24 protein-coding genes are annotated in these 21,569 nt (G+C 53.5%); 15 read left to right on the top strand and 9 right to left on the bottom strand.

Going from position 1 to position 21,569, the window contains the following annotated elements; translation table 11 throughout:
* Positions 1-11: 11 nt before the first annotated feature.
* The 11 genes from ABJI30_RS02570 (at position 12) to ABJI30_RS02520 (ending at position 11,330) form a co-directional block, all read left to right on the top strand.
* Entirely contained in the window at positions 12-686 is a 675-nt protein-coding gene (locus ABJI30_RS02570; protein ID WP_348033347.1) for a DciA family protein, read from the top strand.
* Positions 683-1,393, top strand: coding sequence for a thioredoxin domain-containing protein (locus ABJI30_RS02565; RefSeq protein ID WP_348015342.1), 711 nt, complete (start codon positions 683-685; stop codon positions 1,391-1,393). Before ABJI30_RS02570 ends, ABJI30_RS02565 begins: the two co-directional genes overlap by 4 nt.
* A gap of 42 nt (positions 1,394-1,435) precedes the next feature.
* A complete protein-coding gene (locus ABJI30_RS02560; protein ID WP_348015341.1) occupies positions 1,436-2,179 on the top strand; it encodes a thioredoxin domain-containing protein in 744 nt (247 codons plus the stop codon).
* Between the two features lie 67 nt (positions 2,180-2,246).
* Positions 2,247-5,687 (top strand): chromosome segregation protein SMC, encoded by a 3,441-nt coding sequence (gene smc / locus ABJI30_RS02555; RefSeq protein ID WP_348015340.1) that lies wholly within the window; start codon positions 2,247-2,249, stop codon positions 5,685-5,687.
* Positions 5,688-5,734: 47 nt separating this feature from the next.
* Complete coding sequence (locus ABJI30_RS02550; protein WP_348015339.1) at positions 5,735-6,253, top strand: DUF3598 domain-containing protein; 519 nt, start codon at positions 5,735-5,737, stop codon at positions 6,251-6,253.
* The gene (locus tag ABJI30_RS02545) at positions 6,250-6,903 is read left to right on the top strand and encodes a hypothetical protein (RefSeq protein WP_348015338.1); all 654 of its coding nucleotides are present in this window, start codon (positions 6,250-6,252) and stop codon (positions 6,901-6,903) included. Before ABJI30_RS02550 ends, ABJI30_RS02545 begins: the two co-directional genes overlap by 4 nt.
* Before the next feature lie 167 nt (positions 6,904-7,070).
* Positions 7,071-7,445, top strand: coding sequence for a hypothetical protein (locus tag ABJI30_RS02540; RefSeq protein ID WP_348025287.1), 375 nt, complete (start codon positions 7,071-7,073; stop codon positions 7,443-7,445).
* Between the two features lie 71 nt (positions 7,446-7,516).
* On the top strand, positions 7,517-8,161 hold the full coding sequence (locus ABJI30_RS02535) for a glutathione S-transferase family protein (RefSeq protein WP_348015336.1): 645 nt from the start codon (positions 7,517-7,519) through the stop codon (positions 8,159-8,161).
* Between the two features lie 165 nt (positions 8,162-8,326).
* Positions 8,327-8,887 carry an HD domain-containing protein gene (locus ABJI30_RS02530; RefSeq protein WP_348015335.1) on the top strand — a complete coding sequence of 187 codons (561 nt, stop codon included), beginning with the start codon at positions 8,327-8,329 and terminating at the stop codon, positions 8,885-8,887.
* A gap of 330 nt (positions 8,888-9,217) precedes the next feature.
* The gene (locus tag ABJI30_RS02525) at positions 9,218-10,039 is read left to right on the top strand and encodes a PEPxxWA-CTERM sorting domain-containing protein (protein ID WP_348015334.1); all 822 of its coding nucleotides are present in this window, start codon (positions 9,218-9,220) and stop codon (positions 10,037-10,039) included.
* Positions 10,040-10,304: 265 nt separating this feature from the next.
* Positions 10,305-11,330, top strand: a complete 1,026-nt coding sequence (locus ABJI30_RS02520; protein WP_348015333.1) for a hypothetical protein — start codon at positions 10,305-10,307, stop codon at positions 11,328-11,330.
* 40 nt (positions 11,331-11,370) lie between these two features.
* Here ABJI30_RS02520 and ABJI30_RS02515 read toward each other — a convergent pair whose 3' ends face one another.
* A complete protein-coding gene (locus ABJI30_RS02515; protein WP_348015332.1) occupies positions 11,371-11,538 on the bottom strand; it encodes a hypothetical protein in 168 nt (55 codons plus the stop codon).
* A 415-nt stretch (positions 11,539-11,953) separates the two neighbouring features.
* Between ABJI30_RS02515 and ABJI30_RS02510 the strand changes: the two genes are divergently transcribed.
* Positions 11,954-12,391 (top strand): hypothetical protein, encoded by a 438-nt coding sequence (locus tag ABJI30_RS02510; protein ID WP_348015331.1) that lies wholly within the window; start codon positions 11,954-11,956, stop codon positions 12,389-12,391.
* A gap of 105 nt (positions 12,392-12,496) precedes the next feature.
* Here ABJI30_RS02510 and ABJI30_RS02505 read toward each other — a convergent pair whose 3' ends face one another.
* The 5 genes from ABJI30_RS02505 to soxR all read right to left on the bottom strand — a co-directional run bounded on the left by ABJI30_RS02505 (position 12,497) and on the right by soxR (position 16,758).
* Positions 12,497-13,750: a serine hydrolase domain-containing protein gene (locus ABJI30_RS02505; RefSeq protein WP_348015330.1), complete on the bottom strand. Its 1,254-nt coding sequence runs from the start codon at positions 13,748-13,750 to the stop codon at positions 12,497-12,499.
* A 44-nt stretch (positions 13,751-13,794) separates the two neighbouring features.
* The gene (locus ABJI30_RS02500; protein ID WP_348015329.1) at positions 13,795-14,196 is read right to left on the bottom strand and encodes a DUF4345 domain-containing protein; all 402 of its coding nucleotides are present in this window, start codon (positions 14,194-14,196) and stop codon (positions 13,795-13,797) included.
* Entirely contained in the window at positions 14,193-15,035 is an 843-nt protein-coding gene (locus ABJI30_RS02495; protein WP_348015328.1) for an NAD(P)H-binding protein, read from the bottom strand. Before ABJI30_RS02495 ends, ABJI30_RS02500 begins: the two co-directional genes overlap by 4 nt.
* Before the next feature lie 92 nt (positions 15,036-15,127).
* Positions 15,128-16,141: an AraC family transcriptional regulator ligand-binding domain-containing protein gene (locus ABJI30_RS02490; protein WP_348015327.1), complete on the bottom strand. Its 1,014-nt coding sequence runs from the start codon at positions 16,139-16,141 to the stop codon at positions 15,128-15,130.
* Between the two features lie 173 nt (positions 16,142-16,314).
* Positions 16,315-16,758, bottom strand: a complete 444-nt coding sequence (gene soxR, locus ABJI30_RS02485; protein ID WP_348015326.1) for a redox-sensitive transcriptional activator SoxR — start codon at positions 16,756-16,758, stop codon at positions 16,315-16,317.
* 225 nt (positions 16,759-16,983) lie between these two features.
* On the opposite strand from soxR, the gene ABJI30_RS02480 reads away from it, so the two are divergent.
* The 3 genes from ABJI30_RS02480 (at position 16,984) to ABJI30_RS02470 (ending at position 18,481) form a co-directional block, all read left to right on the top strand.
* Positions 16,984-17,361, top strand: coding sequence for a VOC family protein (locus tag ABJI30_RS02480; protein ID WP_348015325.1), 378 nt, complete (start codon positions 16,984-16,986; stop codon positions 17,359-17,361).
* Between the two features lie 34 nt (positions 17,362-17,395).
* Positions 17,396-17,794 carry a VOC family protein gene (locus ABJI30_RS02475; RefSeq protein WP_348015324.1) on the top strand — a complete coding sequence of 133 codons (399 nt, stop codon included), beginning with the start codon at positions 17,396-17,398 and terminating at the stop codon, positions 17,792-17,794.
* Positions 17,795-17,860: 66 nt separating this feature from the next.
* A complete protein-coding gene (locus ABJI30_RS02470; protein ID WP_348015323.1) occupies positions 17,861-18,481 on the top strand; it encodes a pyridoxamine 5'-phosphate oxidase family protein in 621 nt (206 codons plus the stop codon).
* On the opposite strand, the gene ABJI30_RS02465 is transcribed toward ABJI30_RS02470, so the two are convergent.
* From ABJI30_RS02465 to ABJI30_RS02455, 3 genes are all read right to left on the bottom strand, one after another.
* Positions 18,478-19,626, bottom strand: coding sequence for a hypothetical protein (locus ABJI30_RS02465; protein ID WP_348015322.1), 1,149 nt, complete (start codon positions 19,624-19,626; stop codon positions 18,478-18,480). The two genes, ABJI30_RS02470 and ABJI30_RS02465, sit on opposite strands and share 4 nt — an antisense overlap.
* Positions 19,627-19,688: 62 nt before the next feature.
* The gene (locus ABJI30_RS02460) at positions 19,689-20,546 is read right to left on the bottom strand and encodes a helix-turn-helix transcriptional regulator (protein ID WP_348015321.1); all 858 of its coding nucleotides are present in this window, start codon (positions 20,544-20,546) and stop codon (positions 19,689-19,691) included.
* 66 nt (positions 20,547-20,612) lie between these two features.
* Complete coding sequence (locus ABJI30_RS02455; protein ID WP_348015320.1) at positions 20,613-21,548, bottom strand: nitronate monooxygenase family protein; 936 nt, start codon at positions 21,546-21,548, stop codon at positions 20,613-20,615.
* Between the last annotated feature and the right edge of the window lie 21 nt (positions 21,549-21,569).

Raw genomic sequence — 21,569 nt, 5'->3', positions numbered from 1 at the left:
GGTCGCGCGCGATGACGAAGGAAAATGGCACGAGTAGCGACAAGGGATCCGATCCCGCAAAGGGCAAGCCCCCGAAGTCCGCTCGTGCACCCAAGAAATTTTATAAATATCAGCGCCCGCGTGGAGGGGAAGCGCGCAGCATTTCTGATCTGATGCCGGAAATTGGGCGCGCGGCCTTTCGGCGCTATGGCTTTATCCAGAGCAGTGTAGTGAGCCGATGGGCTGAAATTGTCGGCGAACGCTATGCGGATGTCTCGTTACCCGAATCAATCCGCTTCCCGCGCGGAGAGAAAGAGGGCGGAACGCTGCACCTGCTGGTTTCCGGTGCACATGCGACCCTGATGCAGCATATTTCGCCAGAGATTATCGAGCGGGTGAATCGCTTTTTTGGCTATGGCGCAATCAGTCAGGTCAGATTCAGGCAGGGCGAAGTAAATACAAGAAAACAAAAGGAAAAGCAGGTTCCGCCTCCGCCTTCGCTGAAACCGGCTTCGTTTGGACTCGGGGATAGTTTGCGGGATATTGGTGACCCGGAATTGAACAGGGTGCTGGAATCACTGGCGTCGGGTATTGCCAAGTCCGAAGAGGCTCCTCAAATAGGGATTGAAATCGCGGGCAAGATTGGCGGCAATGAAAAACCGTCATTGTCCGGGACCCGACCGGAAGATCGAAAGGACGACGAATGAAATACGGAGCAGTAGTATTTGCTTCAGCGGCAGCGGCAGCGTTTCTGGCCGCTCCTTTGGCACATCAGGCGTCCGCGCAAAGTTCAACGGCACAGACGGACTGGACCAAGCGCGTGACCGTTTCCGAAAAAGGCGGACATATATTGGGCAACCCTCTCGCGCGGCATCAGCTCGTCGAATATGTGAGCTATACGTGCAACCATTGCGCAAACTTTGAAGTCACATCCCACACACCGCTGAAAACTGTCTTTGTAGCTGAAGGACATATCAATACCGAAGTCCGCAACTATGTGCGCGACCCTGTGGATCTGACTGCAGCCATGCTGGCGCGTTGTGGCGGGCGCGACAAGTTTTTCGGCAATCACAAAGCATTCATGGCCGGACAGAGTATCTGGCTCAAACGCGTCGTTGAGACCCCTGCGGAAGTCCAGAAAACCTGGTACGAAGGCAGCTCGGTCGAGCGGATGAAGAAAATCGCGAAAGATGCGCAATTTTACGCGCTGATGGAAAATCGCGGCTATACCCGTGCCCAGCTCAATACCTGTCTCGCCGACGAGACTGCCCAGCAAGCCATTGTCGGGATGACCAAATATGGTCAATCATTGAAGATCACCGGTACGCCCAGCTTTACCCTTGGTGGAAAATTAATTGACAAGGTCCATAGCTGGCCGTCTCTGAAAACCGTGCTGGCGGGCCTCGATCGCTAGTAAAACATTCGCCTTAACATTCGTAACAGGATCAACATCATCATGCGTAATCTTACAACATTCACTGCGATCAGCCTGGCATTGGCGCTCACGGGGTGCGGCGGAGCAGCCGAAACCGAAGGCGGCGCCAGTTCATCGGAACCCTTGGCTGCCATAGAAGCACCGGCTGGCCAGAACTGGGCAGAAACCGTGACCGAAACCGAAGCAGGCGGATTTGTCATGGGCAATCCGGATGCTCCGATCAAGCTGGTGGAATTCATGTCGATCACCTGCTCGCACTGCAAGGATTTTGGGGATCAGGCATTTGATGCAATCCGCGATACCTATGTTGCATCTGGCCGGGTCAGTTTCGAAGTCCGCAATTTTGTTCGTGACCCTCTCGACCTGAGCGCGGCTATCCTGGCCCGCTGTGGAGGTCCCGGACCGTTTTTTGCGCTGACCAAGCAGGCGCTCAGCAATCAGGGCCCGATGTTTGAAAAAGCACAAGCCATGGGCGAAGAAAAATATGGCGCAATCCTGCAGTCGGCTGCGAATGAACGCTTTGTTGCTTTGGCAGAAGAACTGGGCCTCATCACCTATTTTCAACAGCGCGGCATTTCGGCAGATCAAGCCAAGGCCTGCCTCAGCGATACCGCTGTTGCCGAGAAACTGATCGCGGATACCGATGCGGCGACCAAGGAATATAATATTCCGGGCACACCGACATTTCTGATCAATGGTCAGATGGTTGAAGGCACTAACTGGGCGATTGTAGAAACCAAATTACAGGAAGCCGGAGCCCGGTAGGGTTCAGGGTCGCTGGGGGGCGAACCATGTGGGGACGACAAAGTGAAAACAGCATGAGGTCTTGCCTGTGCAAATAAAGAAGCTCAAACTTTCGGGCTTCAAGAGCTTTGTCGATCCCACGGAACTGCGGATCGAAAAAGGTCTGACCGGTGTGGTCGGCCCGAATGGTTGCGGCAAGTCAAATCTCCTCGAGGCGATCCGTTGGGTGATGGGCGAAAGTTCACCCAAATCGATGCGTGGCGGCGGCATGGAAGATGTGATCTTTGCCGGAACCCAGGATCGCCCCGAACGCCAGTTTGCAGAAGTCGCCCTGCACGCCGAACGCGAAACCAATGACGTATCGTCGCTCCATGTCGGCGACAATGATAGCGAGCTGGAAATTGTCCGGCGGATAGAACGGGGCGCCGGCAGTGCTTATCGCGCAAATGGTGCGGACGTTCGCGCCAAAGATGTCGCACTGATATTTGCAGACGCTGCGACCGGCGCGCACAGCCCTGCCCTTGTCAGCCAGGGCAAGATCAGCAACGTAATCTCGTCCAAGCCCACCGACCGGCGCGAAATGCTCGAAGAAGCGGCAGGCATTTCCGGGCTGCACGTCCGACGCAAGGATGCGGAGCAGAAACTCCGAGCCGCCGAGAAAAATCTGGCCCGGCTGGACGACATATTGGGCGATATGGAGCAGCGCGCCTCTGCCCTTAGGCGACAGGCCAAACAGGCAGAGCGGTACAAGAAACTTTCCGGCCAGATCACAACGGTCGAAGCCCGTTTGATATATGCACGCTGGCAGGAGGCGGCAGCGGCAGCAGACATTGCCAAGGCCGAAGCGGAAGCTGCCGAAGCCGCAGTCAATGCCGCACAGAGCGCTCAACAGGCAGCGGTCAAAGCACAAAGCGAGAGCGCAAAATCACTTGGTATCGTTCGTGCGGATCTGCAAAAGGCGCGCGATGAAGCCAGCGAGTCCAGCCATCGGTTGCTGACGCTCACCAACGAGCGCGACAATCTGAAATCCCGGTTGCTGGATCTGCAAGCCCAGGCCCAGCGAATTCATGATGACAATGCCCGTGAAGACCAACTGACCCGTGATGCCATGGAGGCCCTGTCCCGGCTCGAGCAGGATGACAAGCGCCTGACCGCAGAGCTGGCTGATCTGGATACCGAACGGCCTGATCTTGAGAAACAGGCAGAACGCGCTGAACGCGCTGCCAGCGACAGCGAAGTCGAACTGGCCAAGGCTGTCGCGGAAGAAGCGCGAATTCAGGCGGAAATCAAAGTGGCCAATGCTGCACTTGAAGCAGCCCGGACCCGTTTGGACAGGCTGACAAGCGAACTGGAACGGCTTGCCGCAGAACGCGCTGAAATGGGCGATGAAGCAGAATTGAAGGCGGCGCTGACCACATCTCGATCTGCACGCGATCAGGCGCAAAAACTGGCTGATAGCAGCAGCTCTGAAATCGCGAAACTCGAAGCACGGCGCCTGGCGTCCAGCGAGGCGCGGGACGCTGCAGAATCAGCGACTGCTGCGCTCAAGGCGGAACTGGCTGGCCTGAACGCCGAACATGCCGCTCTGGAACGCGAACTTTCCGGCAATGAGAGCGAACACAAAGCAATCGATCAGGTCAAACCGGCCGCAGGATACGAGCGCGCCTTGGCTGCAGCTTTGGGCGACGATCTGCTGGCTTCAATCGGCGAAGATGGCGACCGCTTCTGGGGTGGCGGCACTGATCTGGCGGATGCGGGTAAAGCACCCGCCGGAACAGAGACCCTGCTCGATCATGTGAAGGCGCCCAAAGCACTGCACAATCGCCTGTCGCAAATTTTCATCGCGGCAACCGATGACGGACAAAAATTGTCTGCCGGGCAAAGGCTGGTGACCAAAGCGGGCGCGCTGCGCCGTTGGGACGGATTTGTTGCACGCGACGATGGCAATGCCAGCGCGGAACGACTGGTTCGTGCAAACCGTCTGGCCGAGCTTGGCGCGCTGCTCGCGCCCGCCAGTGAAAAAGTGGCCAAAGCAGAGACCGCGCTGATCGCTGAACAAGAGGCAATCGCGGCGACCGAGCAGCAACTGTCAAAAGCACGTGAAAACCGGCGCACCGCTGAAGATGCATTGCGCCAGGCGTTGCGCGCGGCCGATCAGGCGGAAGAAGCTCTCGGCTGGTTGCAAAAGCGAACGGCCAGCCTGTCCGAGCGCGAAACATCCCTGAAAGCGGAAGCAGCGAGTGCCAAGGCCGAGTTGCAGGACGCGGAAAAAGAACGTGCGGGTCAGCCCGACGGCGCGGCTCAGGAACAGGCACGCGCGGCATTGCAGGATCAGCGGGATGCCACACGGCAACAGGTTCTGTCGTCTCAGGCAGCCCTGTCCGGACTCGATCAGAAGCTGGCACAGGTGAAAGAACAAAAGGCTGTTGCCAGCGCGCAGATGCGGTCATGGCAGGACCGGTCCAGCGAAGCCGCCACCCGCATGGCCGAGATGACCAAACGCGCCGCCGCGATCGAAACCGAAGTTGAAAAACTGGCGGATCGACCGCGCGTCATTGAAGTTGAAGTCGGCAAATTGCAGAAACAGCAAGAAATTTTAAACGCGGCTGTTGCTGAAAAAGATACGGCTCTCCAGACGGCCGAACTGGCACAGCGTGACCACGAAGACCGACTCAATCAGACCAGCGAAGCCCAGAGCCAGGCCCGCGAACTACGCGCTGGTGCCAAAGCCCGTGCGGAAAATCAGGAATTGCGACGCGTCGAAATGGGCAGGATCTCCGGAGAAAAGTTTGAGTGCCCGCCCCAATTGCTGCCCGAAAAGCAGGAATTTGATGAAAGCACGGTTGGCGATGCCGGACTGGAATCGGCGGAGCTGGAACGCCTGACCCTCAGTCGCGAACGGATCGGTCCGGTGAACCTGGTCGCGGCTGACGAACTGGCGGAGCTGGAAACCGAGTGGGAGAAATCCACGAAAGAAAGCGGCGAGCTTAACGAAGCAATCAACCAGCTGCGCGGATCCATCGGCAGTCTCAACCGCGAAGGACGCCAGCGCCTGCTCGCGGCATTTGAAGAAGTTGATCAGCATTTCCAACGCCTGTTCCGGACATTGTTCGATGGTGGCAAGGCACATCTCGAACTGGTCGACAGTGATGACCCGCTGGAAGCCGGCCTCGAGATCATGGCCCAGCCCCCTGGCAAGAAACTGACGTCGCTGACATTGCTGTCCGGCGGCGAACAGGCTTTAACCGCAGTGGCACTTATTTTTGGTCTATTTTTAACCAATCCGGCACCTATTTGCGTACTAGACGAGGTCGATGCGCCGCTGGACGATGCCAATATCGAGCGCTTCTGCGACTTGCTCGACAAAATGGTGGCGGAAACCAACACCCGCTATCTGATCGTCACGCACAACGCGGTGACGATGAGCCGCATGCACCGACTGTTCGGTGTCACGATGATCGAACGCGGAATATCGCAGCTGGTGTCCGTCGATCTTGACGCAGCAGAAGAGTTGCTGGCGGCGGAGTAGGCGCGGGTTGTAATCCGCTTCAAGCGCAAGAGCGGGGGTGAACATAGATGAAAATCGAAGAAGCAATGCCTCAGCTATTGCATCATGTCGGCGTGTGGAAAGGCGAATATGTGCATTTTGACGGTGACAACCGCGAAATAGACCGGCACGCATCAATGCTGATATGCAAATTGCTGAATGAACCCGGAAAACAGCGGCTGGAACAGAGCAATATCTACGATTGGCCGGACAACAGCCGCGAGACCAGGCATTTTGTCGGCATTTTGAACAATGACAAGCTGGTCATCCAGAATGAGAATATCGATGGCTGGGTCGCCCCGCTCGTGCTGGACGAAACCGAACGGACATTGATGGTGTTGTGGACAAAGACAGATGACGCCAGTTTTCGTTACTATGAAATGATCACACTTTCCGAAGATGGCCAAACCAAGAACCGCAGTTGGCACTGGTATCGTGACGGGCGACTGTTTCAGCGGACGTTGATCAACGAGAAACTGATTTCCCGAGACTGGCAAGCTTATGATGATCCTTCCTATCATCACTATTCACCGCGTGCCCCCCGATGACATATATGATTTTGCTTGTCGCCCACATTGCGGTCCTTGGCTACTGGATGGGATCCGAGCTTTGCATCAACAGCCTGTACAGATTTGTATGCTTCCGGGATGATCTCGAATTCGCGGCCCGTGACGCCATTAATGACCATTTGATGGATATTGATCAGCATGTGCGTTATGCGCTGGCACTGCAATTTCTGCTCGGCACAATATTGGCTCTGGAGGCGGGATATATTCCAACCGGCACTGCGGGACAAATTGCGGTTCTCTGTTTTGGTATTTTGTGGCTGATACTCATCGAGGCAGGCCACAGGCTACGCAAACAGAAATCAGGTCAAATACTGGCGAAAATCGATCGGGTTTTCCGCTATATGATCGCGGTAGCGATGCTTGCAGGAATATCCGGCCTGATCATCAACGTCCCTCTGTGGCTGAGTTTGAAAATGGCCTGCTTTGCCGGTGTCATCTTGTGCGGAGTCGCCATTCGTTTTGTATTGATCCGGCATTTCGCCTGCTGGACCGCGATGGAAACAAATGGACCGGACGATGAAAACAACCGACAGGTGCAACGCATCTATTGGCGCGCAACATCCATTTTGGGCGTGCTCTGGATTTTCATTGCGATGATCGTGTTCCTTGCGGTGTTCAAACCGCAATAGCGTGGCGTCGGATATGCGCGCGAGGTGAGAGTTCGGACTGGTGGTTTCCTGGATGCCAAGCAATATCTGTTTTGGGTGTAAAGTCGGACATTGGATATTCAGCTAATCGACAAATTCTCGCGGCCGTCATAAGTGTATGAAATGATAGCAAGCACGAGGGAACTGATTTGAGCGCAACTCTATTCCTCTGGGCGGCAGCGTTGATTTGCTATGCTACGGTTTTCATCCACATATTTGCGGGAGGAAAAGTGTTTGTCCGGCCATTTATGGCCGTCGACATGGAACCCAATCTGAAATGGATGGCCTACTATAGCTGGCATATTGCAACCATCGTCATTGCTGTCGTTGCCTTGGGCTATACGGCTGCGGCTATCTGGTCAGAGAGATTGGACTACGCCATCATCTCCACTGGGATTGCTTTTTCTCTAATAGCGCTAGCAACAGGTGTGTCGGTAAAAGCCAAATTGCCTTTGCGGACTTTTCCCGTCATTCCGCTTTTTGGCATTGTAGTCCTTCTTGGAATTGCCGGTATATTAATTTGACTTCTGTGCCTTCGCGAGGAGAATCTTCAATCTCAAAAATCAAGGTCATTGGCCCATCAATCTCTCCCTTTGTGACAAAGGTAAAGGCGGCGATTGCCTATAAGAAACTTCCGTTCGAGCATCAGGAATATGTGGGCATATCTGAACTCAGGAAGCTGAATCCCAAAACTGGGAAAGTACCGATAGTTCTTTTTGGTAATGAGGTGATTTTTGATTCCAGCCTGATCCTACGCAAGCTGGATATTGAAAAACCATCGCCACCCCTGATCTCAGAAGACACAGCGCTCGCTGCAAAGCAATATTTGCTCGAAGACTGGAGTGATGAATCTTTATACTGGTATGTTCAGGCTCTGCGGTGGAACGTAAGAAACGAACCGCGAACTGTGCAAGAAAGTCGCGGGTTCGTTCCCGCTCCACTCCGCTTTTTCGCAAAGCCCATATTGCGCCAACTGGTTGGCAAGCAACCGATAAGCCAAGGACTGGGACGGTTACCATATGAAATTCTTGTTGAGGAGCTGGAACTGCGTTTGGACAATCTTGCAGAGCTGCTCAAGCAACATCCGTTCTTCTATTCTGACCAGCCAAGCGTTGCGGACTTTGCCATCTACGGTATCAGCGCCACGGGCTTTTCTGGAGCCACTCCAGAATTTGCCAAGGCTTTCTCCAACCGAGCCGAACTAGTGGCTTGGAGATCCAGAATGGACGACCTAGCCTGAAACTGGTGTGCCGTTTTAGTGTCCGCTTTCAGGATATTGCCGCCATATCAGCCACAGCACTATCATTTCCGTCCAGACCCTATTGCAGTCGCCGCTATGGACTCAGCACACCGATCCTCTAAAAGGTAACAGGTGTTCCGCAACGAAATCGAAGGGATGTAGGATATGGCTAGTCAGGCAACGTTTACCAAAATGCAGGATGGCACGCAGGAAGAATGGAAGATTATCGGAGCGGCGCACAAAGAGGAATTCAAGAATACCGCCGACCGTTTTATCGGCATGCTGAAGTCTCTGGAACAATATACGCTGGGTTTTGCATGTGACCAGCTGCAGCACAGCCTGATGACAGGCACGCTTGCGCGCCGGGCCGGGGCCAGTGACGAGGAAATCGTAATTGCGTTGTGCCATGACATTGGAAAAGCGATCAATGTTCCCAATCACGGACCCATCGCGGCAGAAATCATGCGCCCCTATATCAGCGACGACAGCTACCATGTCATCCGCAATCACCAGGCGTTTCAGGGCGAGCATTATTATCACTATATGGGCGCCCCGACCGACCTCAGGAAACAATGGGTCGATGAGCCCTGGTATGATCTTGCGGTGAAACTTGTGGATGAATGGGATGCGCCGGCATTTGATCCGGATTTCGAAGTCGACTCACTGGAAAGCTTTGAACCGCTCATGCGGAAAGTCTTTCACAACGATCCGGTAGCTGCAGGATAGCACAGGCTTCGATGCCATCGAGGAACCGTCGGCTTGGAATATCAGGCACGGGCTGAGCTTGCCAAAACATGTTGGCCGCTATTGAATAGAAGCACTGTTTGCCAAGCAAAACGAATGCTGAGTTATGTCTGTTACGGGGTCAAGCGATCCCGCTATCGGTGCAAAAGCGGAGGTTCAATATTGTCTTGAAATGGCACGAAAATCTTTAGAAGATCTATGGAGTTGATAATAAAGTGTCGACTATGTTAATGGTTTGTTAGGGTTCGCAAAACCGCGGTGAAGATTCGACCTGTAATGGTGAATACTAACCTAATTACTTTTGAGGCAACAATGAAAAAAATCATACTCGCAACAGCGGCGACAATGCTGCTGTCTTCGACCGCCAATGCAGCAACTCTTTTTTACCAAGGCGGTTTTAGTAACGATCTTTATTCCTTCGATACCGACACTGCTACCGAGACTTTGGTTGGCGATTTGGGACTGGGTGCTGATTCCTTGGGCATGGCATTCGGTTTAGGAAGTGTGCTCTACGCTTTTGAACGTGCTTCACAGAGCCTTTATACCATCGATACGGTCACGGCCGCCTCTACACTCGTTGGCAATGCAGGAATCGGAGCGGAAGACTTTACCATTAGCGGAGACGGAACAGTTGGTTATGCAACGGCTGACAATAACCTCTATAGCATCGATCTTGGGACCGGTGCGTCCACGCTGATTGGTGCAACAAGCACCACTCTGGATGGCTTAACAACGGCGCAGAGTTCAGTAACAATCAATGGAACCATGTATGCGGCGGGTTCAGTTTTCGGTGCTGATGGCTCTAATCTTTTCTCTGTCGATGTCGGGACCGGAGCGCTAACTCTCCTGGGCTCAACCGGAGTTACGAGCGAGGCACTATCGTTTGACGCAAATGGTGAACTGTTTAGCCACGGTAACGATGGCTTTCTTTACACGATCGATTTGGCCACACTAAACGGGACACAGATCGGTAGCACCGCATCAAACCTTGTATTCGGTTTGGCAGCGCAGCAAGATTTGGCAGGTGCGGTTCCAGAACCGGCAACATGGGCCTTCATGATCTTTGGCTTTGGTGCCATTGGCGGTGCAATGCGCCGTCAGCGGAAAGCAAACGTCAAAGTTAGCTACGCTTAAACGCAAACAAAAAAATCAGCAAAGCCCCGCCAGATATTGGTATCTGGCGGGGCTTTTTGTATGTCCGCTAACATCGGCTTTCAAAATAATGCGAACAGCAAAATCATAGGTTGGGAGACGTATCCGTTCTGATGGCCGAAAGCGCCGGAGATTGAAGGTTGTTGCGAGAAACAATGCGGGCTGACCGGTCCGGATTTATAGTATGATCACACCATGTCATCAAAATGCCGAGAGGCTTATGATGGGGCCACTCAGGAGGTGTAACATGCGTGGATATGTCAGAAAAATCGGTGCGGTCTTTGGTGCGGTTTTCCTGCTCGCATCTGCTCCGACGCTGGCCCAAAGCCTTCCGACTACGGAAAATGGTTTCTACATGTTACGAACCAATGCAGATGATCTTTCCCAATACAGATCCGTCGACACACTGTGCATCGGTGAAAATCACGATGATCTGATGGCCTTCGAAAATACCAGTGATGGCACGCTCGATTTTTTCAAACCAAGAGACGGTGAGAAACTGGCGCCAACAAGGCTGAAGTTGAGCGAACCGAATGCGGGAGCGGGCGAGCTGCGTTACAGACTGGTTGAACCGGAAAGTGACAAGGCTGTTTTTGAACTGCTTTTTGTAAATCCCGACGCTTTGGGCGATCCGGCCACAATGCCCATGGCGACACTTTCCAGCATCCTGGTTCCGGAGCTGAATTTCACAAATCTCGACTGCATGATGGACAGGCAAATTCTATATGCTGGCATCGATCAAAATCACAGAGTGACGGTGATGGCCGGTCCCGAAGGCGGGCTTTTTTTCGTGCTGAGCTCGATAAAAGAACCCTCGGTGGCGATGAATCTGACAGGCGGGTTCTGGTCCTCTGGCAAGCGAGGAGAAATTATATTCACCTTTATCGAGGGCAGCGCGGTGACAAGCATCAAGGCTGCGTCCCACTCTCGCATTGAATATCCGGCTTGGCGAACCGCCACTTCTGCCGGGCGTCAATATTCGGCAAGCCCCAAAGGGTTTTTTGTGGCGGATATGGCAAAGCTTGGCAGCCCGTCCAATCGATTGCCCCATGGTCTCGTCATACATTTTGAACGGCTCGAAATCTGCAACCATCTTGCTGATGAAACCAGCGGCAATCCGGATCGCGACAAGCAGGTCGCAAACAGCTGGCAAAAAGCGGGATGTGATCAAGCAAAGATCCAACATGCAAATTATGTTAGGCAATTTGCGGACAACAAGGCGGTTTCTGCAATACTGGCCACCCATGGAGCATGGCTTCCTGGGTCACAGTAAAGCACAACGGAAACGGGGAGAGGCAAATGGGGTACAAAAATTACATCGCGGTGGGGCTTGTTGCAGCGGCGCTACTTGCTTTCTCGATCCTCATGCCGGCCTCATCATCGGGCAACCCGGCACATGCGTCACCCGCAATCCCGGCCTTGTTGCTCCAAACCATCGGAGATGCTGAAAACCAATGCCGGATCAGCCGGGATAGCTGCATGATCAATTCCCGGCAATGCAAAGCGAATAACGACTATGAAACGCAGCGCACGAAACAGTGCAGATCGCGGATTCAGCAACGGTACGAACAATGCAAAAGTCGCCGCTTGAGTACATTGGCGGCTCCGAGAAACAACCGCAATGCTTCCGCGGCGCAAAAGTACAGACAGCAGGCAGTTATGCAGGCTTGTGGCCGGCGACCATATCGCAATGAACTGCAAAAAGCCTGCCCCGCTCCATCGGGAGGATGCTATTCGGCAGGATATTGCACCCAGCAATATCAGCGTTGTTCATCAAACGCCTTTCACAACGAGCAATCCTACGGCCGGCAAGATGCTCCACAACCACCGCAAGAGACGGAACGATACGCGCCGCCACCGGCTCCGCGAACCGCCCCACGCAGGCCCTCCCGCCCAATGAGCGGCTTGCCGGGGAATGACAAGCGACCAACAGTCTACAGCGTGGAAATCGAGAATACATGCAAACATCCGGTCAAAGCGGCATATGGCGTTCGCCACAGAGAAGGCGATCTCAGCTACGGATGGGAGACGATCAAGCGGGGAAGGAACACCATTGCCTTTCCTGAAGTTAAAAATGTTTCCATAAAAATCTATCTGAAGCAGGGAGAGCTCGCCAGCGTCAGAGCCAGAGGCAAGTTGGTTGTCTACAAGCACAATGATCTGGGACCGTTTTTTCTGAAAGATGACGGCAATTTCGACCTGCGCTACGATCGCATTCACACTAGAACTCTGCCGAAGCCAGGGTATCGCATAACCCGGTTCGCATCATTGACACAGGGCTTTGGCAAAACCGCAAAGCGCTACAAAATCATAAAATGCAAGACCAGGCGATAATTTCTGCCGCATTTCGACCCACATCGGCTTTAGGGATATGGCAAACGTTACGCTGGTGTCCTGCCATGGGCGCGAAAGCGGACACCAGCACCAGTCCTTCTCATGCTACTTTTTCGATTGTCGCCAACCGATGAAAATTCCTATGAACAGGATTGCGATGCTGCCGAACAAAATCCATGACAATGTACGCTCAAATATCAAGGCAAATGCCAAATTATCTACCTTGCCGGTCTTCCAGAATACCCATTCGCTAGCGAGCTCAGTGGCGAGAATTGCGCTTCCTGTTTCTAGGATGACGATCCCGTTGCCGGTAGCTGGATCAAATCGCACAGCGGTATTGATCGCCGGCTCGTTGTTCCCGTCATGACCAATTATGAAGCTGCCTTGATTGTTAGGGGCGTAGAGCATCGCTCCCAATCCCCAGACATCTGCGCCCATTTTGGATGCGTGTGGAATAGCTATTGAATCCAGGGTTTCTCTTGACAACACAGACTGTTCTCCGCCGAATGTCTGCTGCTCAACAAATTTGGCCATATCAGCAGGCGAAGTAAAAAGAGATGTTGCCGCCAGAGCCGTGTACCGGCGGAAAGCCTCGGTATCGCCATCCAATGTAAAATTTTCTGCCAGTCCCATTGCGATGGCTTCGTCATGGTCGAACGTTGTCCGCGTCATTCCGAGCGGATCAAATACCCGCGCCTTCATATGGTTCGCGAATGACCGCCCCGAAACTTCTTCGATGACCAGTTGAAGCAATGTATATCCGCCGCCCGAATATTTCCATTCGCTGCCTGGTTCGATGCCGACTTGCACGATGCCGGACTTACCCGGAGACGCATCCTTGGCGCGGGTCAATGAAGCTTCAAGTGTCTGAACATCAGCTTTTTTGTCAAACCCGTTATAACCAAGGCGATCATCAAGCCCTGCCGTGTGGCTTAGAAGTCGGCGGACAGTAACCCCGGTATGATCAAATTCGCTTTCAGGTAGTTGCCAGCGCGTCAGATATTTTGACACCGGCGCATCGAGATCGATCAAGCCTTCTTCCACCAGTACCATCACACCCCAAGCTGTCAGCCACTTGCTCAGAGAGGCAACCTGATAGATAGAATCGCCATCGACTGGCGTGCCGGATGACACGGAAAACTTTTCGGTCACTCTGCCATTTTCAATCAGAACATAGCCCAGATTACCCAAATGCTCCGCGCCAACCCTTTTTCGGACTGCTCCCGTAAAACTGTCGGATGATGTCGAAGCAGTTATTGGTGTCTTCCACCATCCTTCACTTGATCCGATAAACACGGTTCCCGCCCAAAAACTTATGGCCGCAATTGTAGCAAGCGCTGTGAGAATGAATCTGGTCATTGGAAATTCCTTTTCTGATAAAATGTTGAGAATGCAGTGCCCGGTTAACTGGGCACTGTTGAACCAAACCGAAGCCAGGCAATCAGGCTGAGACCAGCCAGCGTCAGCTCCAGGACCATAGCCTGAACCAACGACCCGGAAGGAATGCCATCGAGCGCCAGGCTCAACAATCGGGCCAATCCATAGGAGCCGTAGATGGCCACAATCAGTGCCAATGCCGGTTGTAAAAATCGTTCTCTGCCGACACCCAAAAGCATGAATATCGCGCTGACCATCAGCAAAGCTCCAGGCGCGCGAATCTCTGAAAGCTGGCTCGGGTTTTGGCCCAGGATGATTTCATTGGCGGCGTAAAAGCCATGCGGTTGGAACAGAAGACCTGTTCCGACAACGATCAACAGCCCACCAGCGGAACCGACAAAGATTCGAATGAGGAGATGTTTCATCATTGCACCCGCCAGCAGCCTTCTGTGGCTGTATCCCGGGCATAGTCAGCAAAATCTCTTGCCGGACGGCCCAATGCGCGTTCTACGCCGTCAGTGACATGCGCATTGCGTCCATCCAGCACAGTCGCAAAAAGATAATCGAGCATCCAGACCACATCGTCAGGAGCTCCAGATTCTCGAACACTTTCAACAAAAGCATCATGAGGCACATCAACATAATTTATGTTGTTGCCCGTGGACTGTGAAAGTTCACGCGCAATGTCGGTAAATGTCATCAATCGAGGGCCAGTAACCTCATACACTTCGCCAGCATGGCCTTTTTGGGTCAATGCTGCGACGACCACATCAGCAATGTCGTCGACATCTACAAAAGGTTCAGGCGTGTCACCGGCAGGCAGCGTTATGACGCCGCTCCGCACCATGTCGACAAATGCGCCTTCGGAAAAGTTCTGGTTGAACCAGCTTGCTCTTACAATTGTCCATTCCAGACCGGCATCCATCACGATTTGCTCACAGGCCTGCGCTTCCGCTTCACCGCGACCGGAAAGCAGTACCAGTCGTTTCACGCCTGCGCGCTTTGCGTGCCGGACAAGCGCGGCAATTGCATCGACCGCACCAGGCATGGCGAGGTCAGGCGTGTAGGTGATGTAAATGTTGGAAGCGCCTTTGATTGCTATCTCCCAGGTTTCTTCTCGATCCCAATCAAATGCAGGAAATGCTGAGCGCGAACCGATACGAACACCGTGTCCAGTTGCGCGAAGCTGACCGGCAACACGCCGTCCAGTCTTACCGGTGCCACCCAGCACCAAAGTGATTTCATTTCGGGTTTCTTGAGTTTCCATTTGCTTGCTCCAAATTCCAGATGACAAGCATGGGATAGGCGACGGATCGGCCAAGTTCTTGCCAGCCGACGCCAGAATTTATGCAGATCGCGTCAGGAGGTGCGGGATGCAGCAACTCGATAAGATCGCGGTGTTTCGCCGGCCCAGCGCTTGAATGCACGCGTGAAGCCGCTTTGCTCGGCAAAGCCTGCGAGAAAGGCGATTTCGATCAGAGGATAATCGGTCGTACGCAATAACCGTTCTGCCAGTTCGCGCCGCGCCTGATCTACGAGCGATTGAAACACTTCCCCATCCTCACTCAATTTGCGCTGTAAAGTTCGTGCGCTCATCCCGAGGGCCCCTGCAACATCTGACAGTTTCGGCACACCGCCGCTCAGGTTTTTCGCAACTTCTGACTTCACCTGAAAGGAAACTGGAACGATGGTGCCGATTTGTTCGAGCATTTCTTCGACGCGTTGATCGAAAAAGCGCGAGATTGCATCATCGCCCACTGGATTTGGAAGCGAAAGCTCCTTGTTGTCGATGACGATCCCATTCACCCCGGCACCAGATCTGATCGGGCAACCAATATAGGTCTCCATTGCCTCCGCGTTTCCGATAAACTGATGCGAGCAAAAAGCCTGTCGCGGTTTGAACGGGCGTGCCGACGCGTCTCGGCAAATGGCGGTGAACGATGCGAATGTTGCCTCGTTTGATAGCTTTGCACCAAGACTGGACTCGTCTGTCAGGCGATGAAATCTGATTTCCGTAGTTGATCGCCCCTTGAGGATCTCGAGAGTCCTTGGCCGAGCGACAACGCTCACGAAACGCGCGGCTCGCTCCCACCCTTCCAGCAGGTTGCTTGAGCTTTTCCATGCAAGTCCAACCGCTCCCAGGTCCTCGCACCGCATTGAGGCACCAAGGCGAATATGAAAAGTCGGAGTGTCCTTTTCTGCAGCGGCAATGGTTTCCAGCAGGGCCACATAATCGCGCTCGGTTATCATGACCGATATATCGGGCGCTCCATCTTCATCGATTCCACACAGTGCGAATAGACTTGCACGATCAAGGGAAGAGGGTGCCTGGGCGATCGCCTTGCGAGCATATAGGGAAGATAGCTGACTCACCAAGACTGCAATATCACAATCGGAGCGTGCTAGACCAGACGTTAAAAAATTGACGGTATCATAACAAACGCTGTTAGAGACAATTCGACCCATGGTAAGAATAGCCTATCAAGAACATCTGAGTATGAATTCTGCTTTCGGGATATCGCGAACAAGGTAAAATCCTCGCACCCTCAATCTTCCATCACCAGCCTTGGTCCCGGCCCCCTTACACCCACCCGGTCTTCGGGATTGTACAGCGCACATTTTTTCAGGCTGAGGCAGCCGCAGCCGATGCAACCGTCCAGCCGGTCGCGGGTGCGTTCCAGTTCGGCAATCCGGGCGTCGATCACTTTGCGCATGCTTTTGCTGATCCTGGTCCAATCCGCTTGCGTTGGTGTTCGGCCGTGCGGCAATCCGGAAAGCACGGATGCGATCTCTCCGATTGAAAGGCCCAGTTGCTGGGCGATCAGTACGAAGGACAGTCGGCGAATGTCGGACCGCAAAAACCGCCGCTGCCCTCCACCAGACCGAAATGGCTCCACCAGACCCTTCTCTTCATAAAAGCGGATTGCGGAGACAGACAATCCTGTTCGCGCCGCAAGCGCACCGATGGTCAAGGCTTTGGTTTCCGGCATGAAAAACCTCCAGAAAAGCAATTTGAAATTATTCCTTGACCTCAACTTAGCTTGAGGTTGTACGAATCGCAAGCAGAGACAGAAAGACGCGATTCCCATCGGGTTCGGAAAAAGAATCACCGGCCTGCAAAATGGGGTTTGAGTGTCCAGCCTGTCCAGAAACAGCATCAAGGTGGAGTCGATAATTACCATCCGGCCCTACCCCCAAACAGAGGTACGATTGATATGCAACTTAACCAGGTCACCGTCGGATGTATCGACTATGACGCCTCCGTTGCGTTTTACAGGAAGCTGGGCCTCGTCCAGATTGTCGATGCCGCTCCCCGCTATGCACGGTTTGAAACGCCAACAGGTGAGACATTCTCCATCCATTTGGTCGATGCGGTCTCCAATCCCGCAACCGTAATCTATTTCGAGATTGAGGAGCTGGATGAGAAGGTCAGTGCCCTGGAAGCCACCGGCATCGCTTTCAAAAGTTCACCAACCGACGAAAGCTGGGGGTGGCGGGAAGCCAGATTGCACGATCCGGCCGGTAATCCGCTCTGCCTCTTTTTTGCAGGAGAAAACCGGCGCAACCCGCCCTGGCGAATTCCACACACCTAATAGCCCTCAACAACCAAGGAAAAGGAAATGAAACATGACGAATCAAAACACAGCCCAACTGGAACATGTCAATATGACGGTCGCCAACCCGCAAAGATCCGCCGACCTGATGCGCGATCTTTTTGGGTGGCATATCCGGTGGGAGGGGCCATCAACCTTGGGTGGCCACACGATCCATGTGGGGACTGAAGACCAGTATCTGGCGCTTTATACAAACGACTCCATTGAAAAGTCCGAACCGGAATTTCGCAAGGGCGAGCCACTGAACCATGTCGCCATGACCGTGAATGACCTGGACGAAGTGGAAGCCAGGGTCATTGCCGCAGGCCTGAAACCCTTCAGTCACGGTGACTATGATCCGGGCCGCAGATTTTATTTCTTCGACTGGAACGGAATTGAATTTGAAATTGTCAGCTATGCAGAAAAAGGTTGAGGGCCAGCAGCGGTCCGGTAACTTCTGGCTGATTTTCAGCGAACCGGTTTTCAGGAGGCTCAGCCCATGCCGTATAAATTTCTTGATTTACTGACCACGCCGAGCGTTATCGATGCTCAGCAGGAAAACGGAGCACGAGAACAATGGGAGGATTTTGCAGGAGATCGCATGTTCGATCGGTTTGATGAGCGAGCTGCCGCTTTTATCGCCGCGCGGGACAGTTTCTACATGGCCAGCGTATCGGAGAATGGCTGGCCATATGTTCAACATCGCGGCGGGCCTTCCGGCTTTCTCAAAATTCTCGACGACCGCACACTGGGCTTTGCAGACTATCGCGGGAACCGGCAATATGTCAGTCTTGGCAATGTGCGGGCCGATGACAGGGTTGCGCTTTTCATGGTGGATTATCCTCGCCGCAAACGACTGAAATTGCTCGCCCATATGACAGTGCATGCACTGGATAGCGATCCTGATTTGGCAGCCCGCATCGTGGACACAGACTATGCAGGTCAACCCGAACGGCTGATGACACTCTCACTGGAAGCCTATGACTGGAACTGCCCCCAGCATATCATTCCGCGCTACACGAAAGACATGGTCGATGCCGCTGCCGCGCCGCTGCAAGATGAAATTGCGCGGTTGACGGTGGAAAATAACGCGTTGCGAGAAAAACTGAATCAGCCCTAACGTTTGCCGAGCACCAAACCCGTCCTGTCCTCAAACGCCCCTGCCCAGGCCCAGCCACCAAAAGTTTCCGATACCGCAACCAGGAGCTCATTTGATCCTGCCTTCAGATCAAGACCAACGGTATCAAAAAACCCGACCGTTCCGAGGAACCGGTAATCACGCACGCGCCATCCCGCGTCACCGCCATATACCCGTTTGCCGTTGAGATAGATGCGCACGCGGTCGGAATAGCCAAAGCGCAGCATTTTCATTTGACGTGTGTCAGATTGCAGCTTCAGCCGGACAAACACCGTGTTGCCCTGTTCGCGTCGATCGGCCAGCCTGGCGAGGTTCGCTATGCCATTGGTTTCGACATTGAGCATCTGCCATTTCAGTTGCCTGAACGGTCTTTTTTCCAGCTTGAGCACACCCTTCACCTCCGCCTCGTCGAATGGCGAAGATATTTGCCACTGCCCGATAACACCGGCTGGTAGCTTCGGCATGGGTTTGGCGACGCCGACAACGCCCTCTCGGGGACCCAGCGGTCGGATCGCGACATTGGAAAAATGCGCTGGCCCTGCCTGCCGCCCGGAACTGCGCAACGAGACGGCTCCTTGCGTCAGACCTGTTTTCAGATCAGGTATATGCAACACCGGACTTTCGCTGTTGAAATATATATCAGCCTTGTCACCCTGCACGACGATTTTGACCTTGTTCCATCCCGTGAAGGTTTGCGTGACAGGTGCAATCGCATTGCCGTCAGAAAAAATCTGCCAGGCGCTGTTTCCGTTCTCGACCGGCGTATATTGCAAGGCATCCGGCTTCTCATTAAGGTGCCCGCGAAAGTACATCTCTTCGAATCGACCGTCATTTTGCGCTCGCCATCCGGCCCCGACAAAAATTGTCTGCTCTGCATAGGCCACGTCAAAGCTGATCACGCCATCGGTGAAATCGATATCATCGGCCCACAAACGTCCACCGGTCAGGGCCAGAACATTACGGCCAAGATGATCAACGATTTCGGCTTTTTGGGCAGCAACACGCCAGTTCTGCCCATCGAAAGTTATCGTTTGAACCGGCTTTTCGTTCTGAGCTTTCGCCGGCGATGGCCCCGCTAGTACGGCCGTCAAAGCGATGAAAATGAAGATCATGAACTTGTGAAACATGGCGTAGCTCCTGTTCGCCGGAATATCCGGTCAATCCAATGGAGCGTATCGCGCAGTTTCGGCTAGCTATTGCAAAAAGCGGTCAAAGCCCGCCTTTCTTTTTGAATTTCAAGCGGTGTCAGTCCCAGCAGTGATTTATATTCGTTGATCATGTGGGCCTGATCCGTAAATCCAGCAGCACAGGCAAGCTGAGCCCATTGTGGTTGATCGCAATTTTCTGCTGCGATCACAGTGGAAGACAGGCGCAACTGGCGGGCATAGGATTTTGGTGAACAACCCAGCAGATCGGCAAAACGGCGGCGCAAATGACGCTCGCTGATATCGAGAAAATCAGCCAGTTGGCGGGTTTTCATTCGGCCTTCGGTCTGCCGGATCAACGCGATCGCTTTTCGTTCCGGCATGCATCTGGCCACAAATTTTTGCGTTACTCTCAGCAGATCAGTCAACAAAATTTCAGCCAGTTGATGGGCTTGCACATATTCCGCTGCCGTCATGCTGGCCTCACATGCTCTTGCAACGCGTCGCGGCACATCCAGGATATTCTCACCAATGCACTGGGTCTCAGAGGGACAAATATCAAATATTTCCGCCGACCATTCGGGTTTTAGTCGCACGGCAATCAACTCTTCGCGAGGATCAGGCCGGTACCATAGAGACCGCCGCGATGGTCCGCATAAAACAAGCCGGATGTCGGTGATCCCACCGCTCAAATCACGCTTGCGCAATATGCCAATGCTCGGTTCGCCGTGCGGCAGAACCCGATGAGCTGCGGGGGCAAATTCTGCCGCGACACTGATCCAGACAAGATCGAGAGGAAGGTCGTCCAGGCTGCCAGGTTCCCCTCCGATTTCCCAGGCGCGGTATTGGCCTAACCGATGTGCGGGCTTGTCAATCGAGTAGAAAGAACGCGGTTCGTCCATATGGTGCAGAATAACATGCCGTCATTCACTGTGCACCGGCTTTCGACCAACACTCAAGAGAAGACGTCAAAAAGCATGCCCAGAACCCAGTTCGCCCAATCGCCGAGTGATTTCAAAAAATTCTTCAACAGTTTCTTCGATTATCTGTGCGGCGCTTTTGATTTCATCGATCAAACCGGATGATTGTCCTGCCAAGCCGACAGCTGCTTCCATATCGCCGCCAAAATAGACGTCCAATATACCCTTGAACGTATCAGGCGGCATCAAACCGTCTTCGTGAATTTTGGCAGTCCGTTCGGTTTTCAATGCGCGAATGCACGGCGTTGCCTTCTTGTTCAGAACATATGTCCCGGTTTCCTTGGCATCCAGAATTGCTTGCTTGTAATTGTGATGCACCGGACTTTCGGCGCTGGATACAAAGCGCGTACCCATCTGGATCGCTTCTGCTCCCAGAGCGAAGGCAGCAGCTATCCCCTTGCCGTCTGCAATTCCTCCGGCGGCCACCATCGGCACATCTGTCTGCCGGCGAATGGCTTGCAGCAAAACCAGCGTAGAGACTTCTTCAGGGTTTTTGAATCCACCGCCTTCTGCGCCTTCGACCACCAGACCATCAATGCCGGCTTCAACACATTTCATCGCAGCATCAACAGTCGGAACGGCATGATAAACTGTAATCCCCGCTTCCTTGAGCGGCCCTATAAATTTGGCCGGACTACCCGCTGATGTGGTCACAAATTTAACGCCGGATCCGCAGATATGGTCGAGAAGTGCCGGATCTTTCAGAAACATGATCGGCAAATTCACGCCAAATGGCGCTTCCGTCAGGTCTTTCATTTTTTCGATTTCGGCCAGACAGTTTTCAGTCTCTCCCGACGATGTTTCGATAATTCCCAGGCCGCCGGCATTGCAGACAGCAGATGCGAGTTGCGAACGGGCGATCCAGCCCATCGGGGCCTGCACAATCGGATATGTCGCGCCGGTATGTTCAAGAAAACGGTTCATGATAATGTCTTTCTCTGGAAT

The sequence above is a fragment of the Parasphingorhabdus sp. genome, from assembly GCF_039968395.1.
Classification (GTDB): Bacteria; Pseudomonadota; Alphaproteobacteria; order Sphingomonadales; family Sphingomonadaceae; genus Parasphingorhabdus.
The sequence above is the reverse complement of the archived record's forward strand: the minus strand, read 5'-3'. Positions and strand labels throughout refer to the sequence as shown.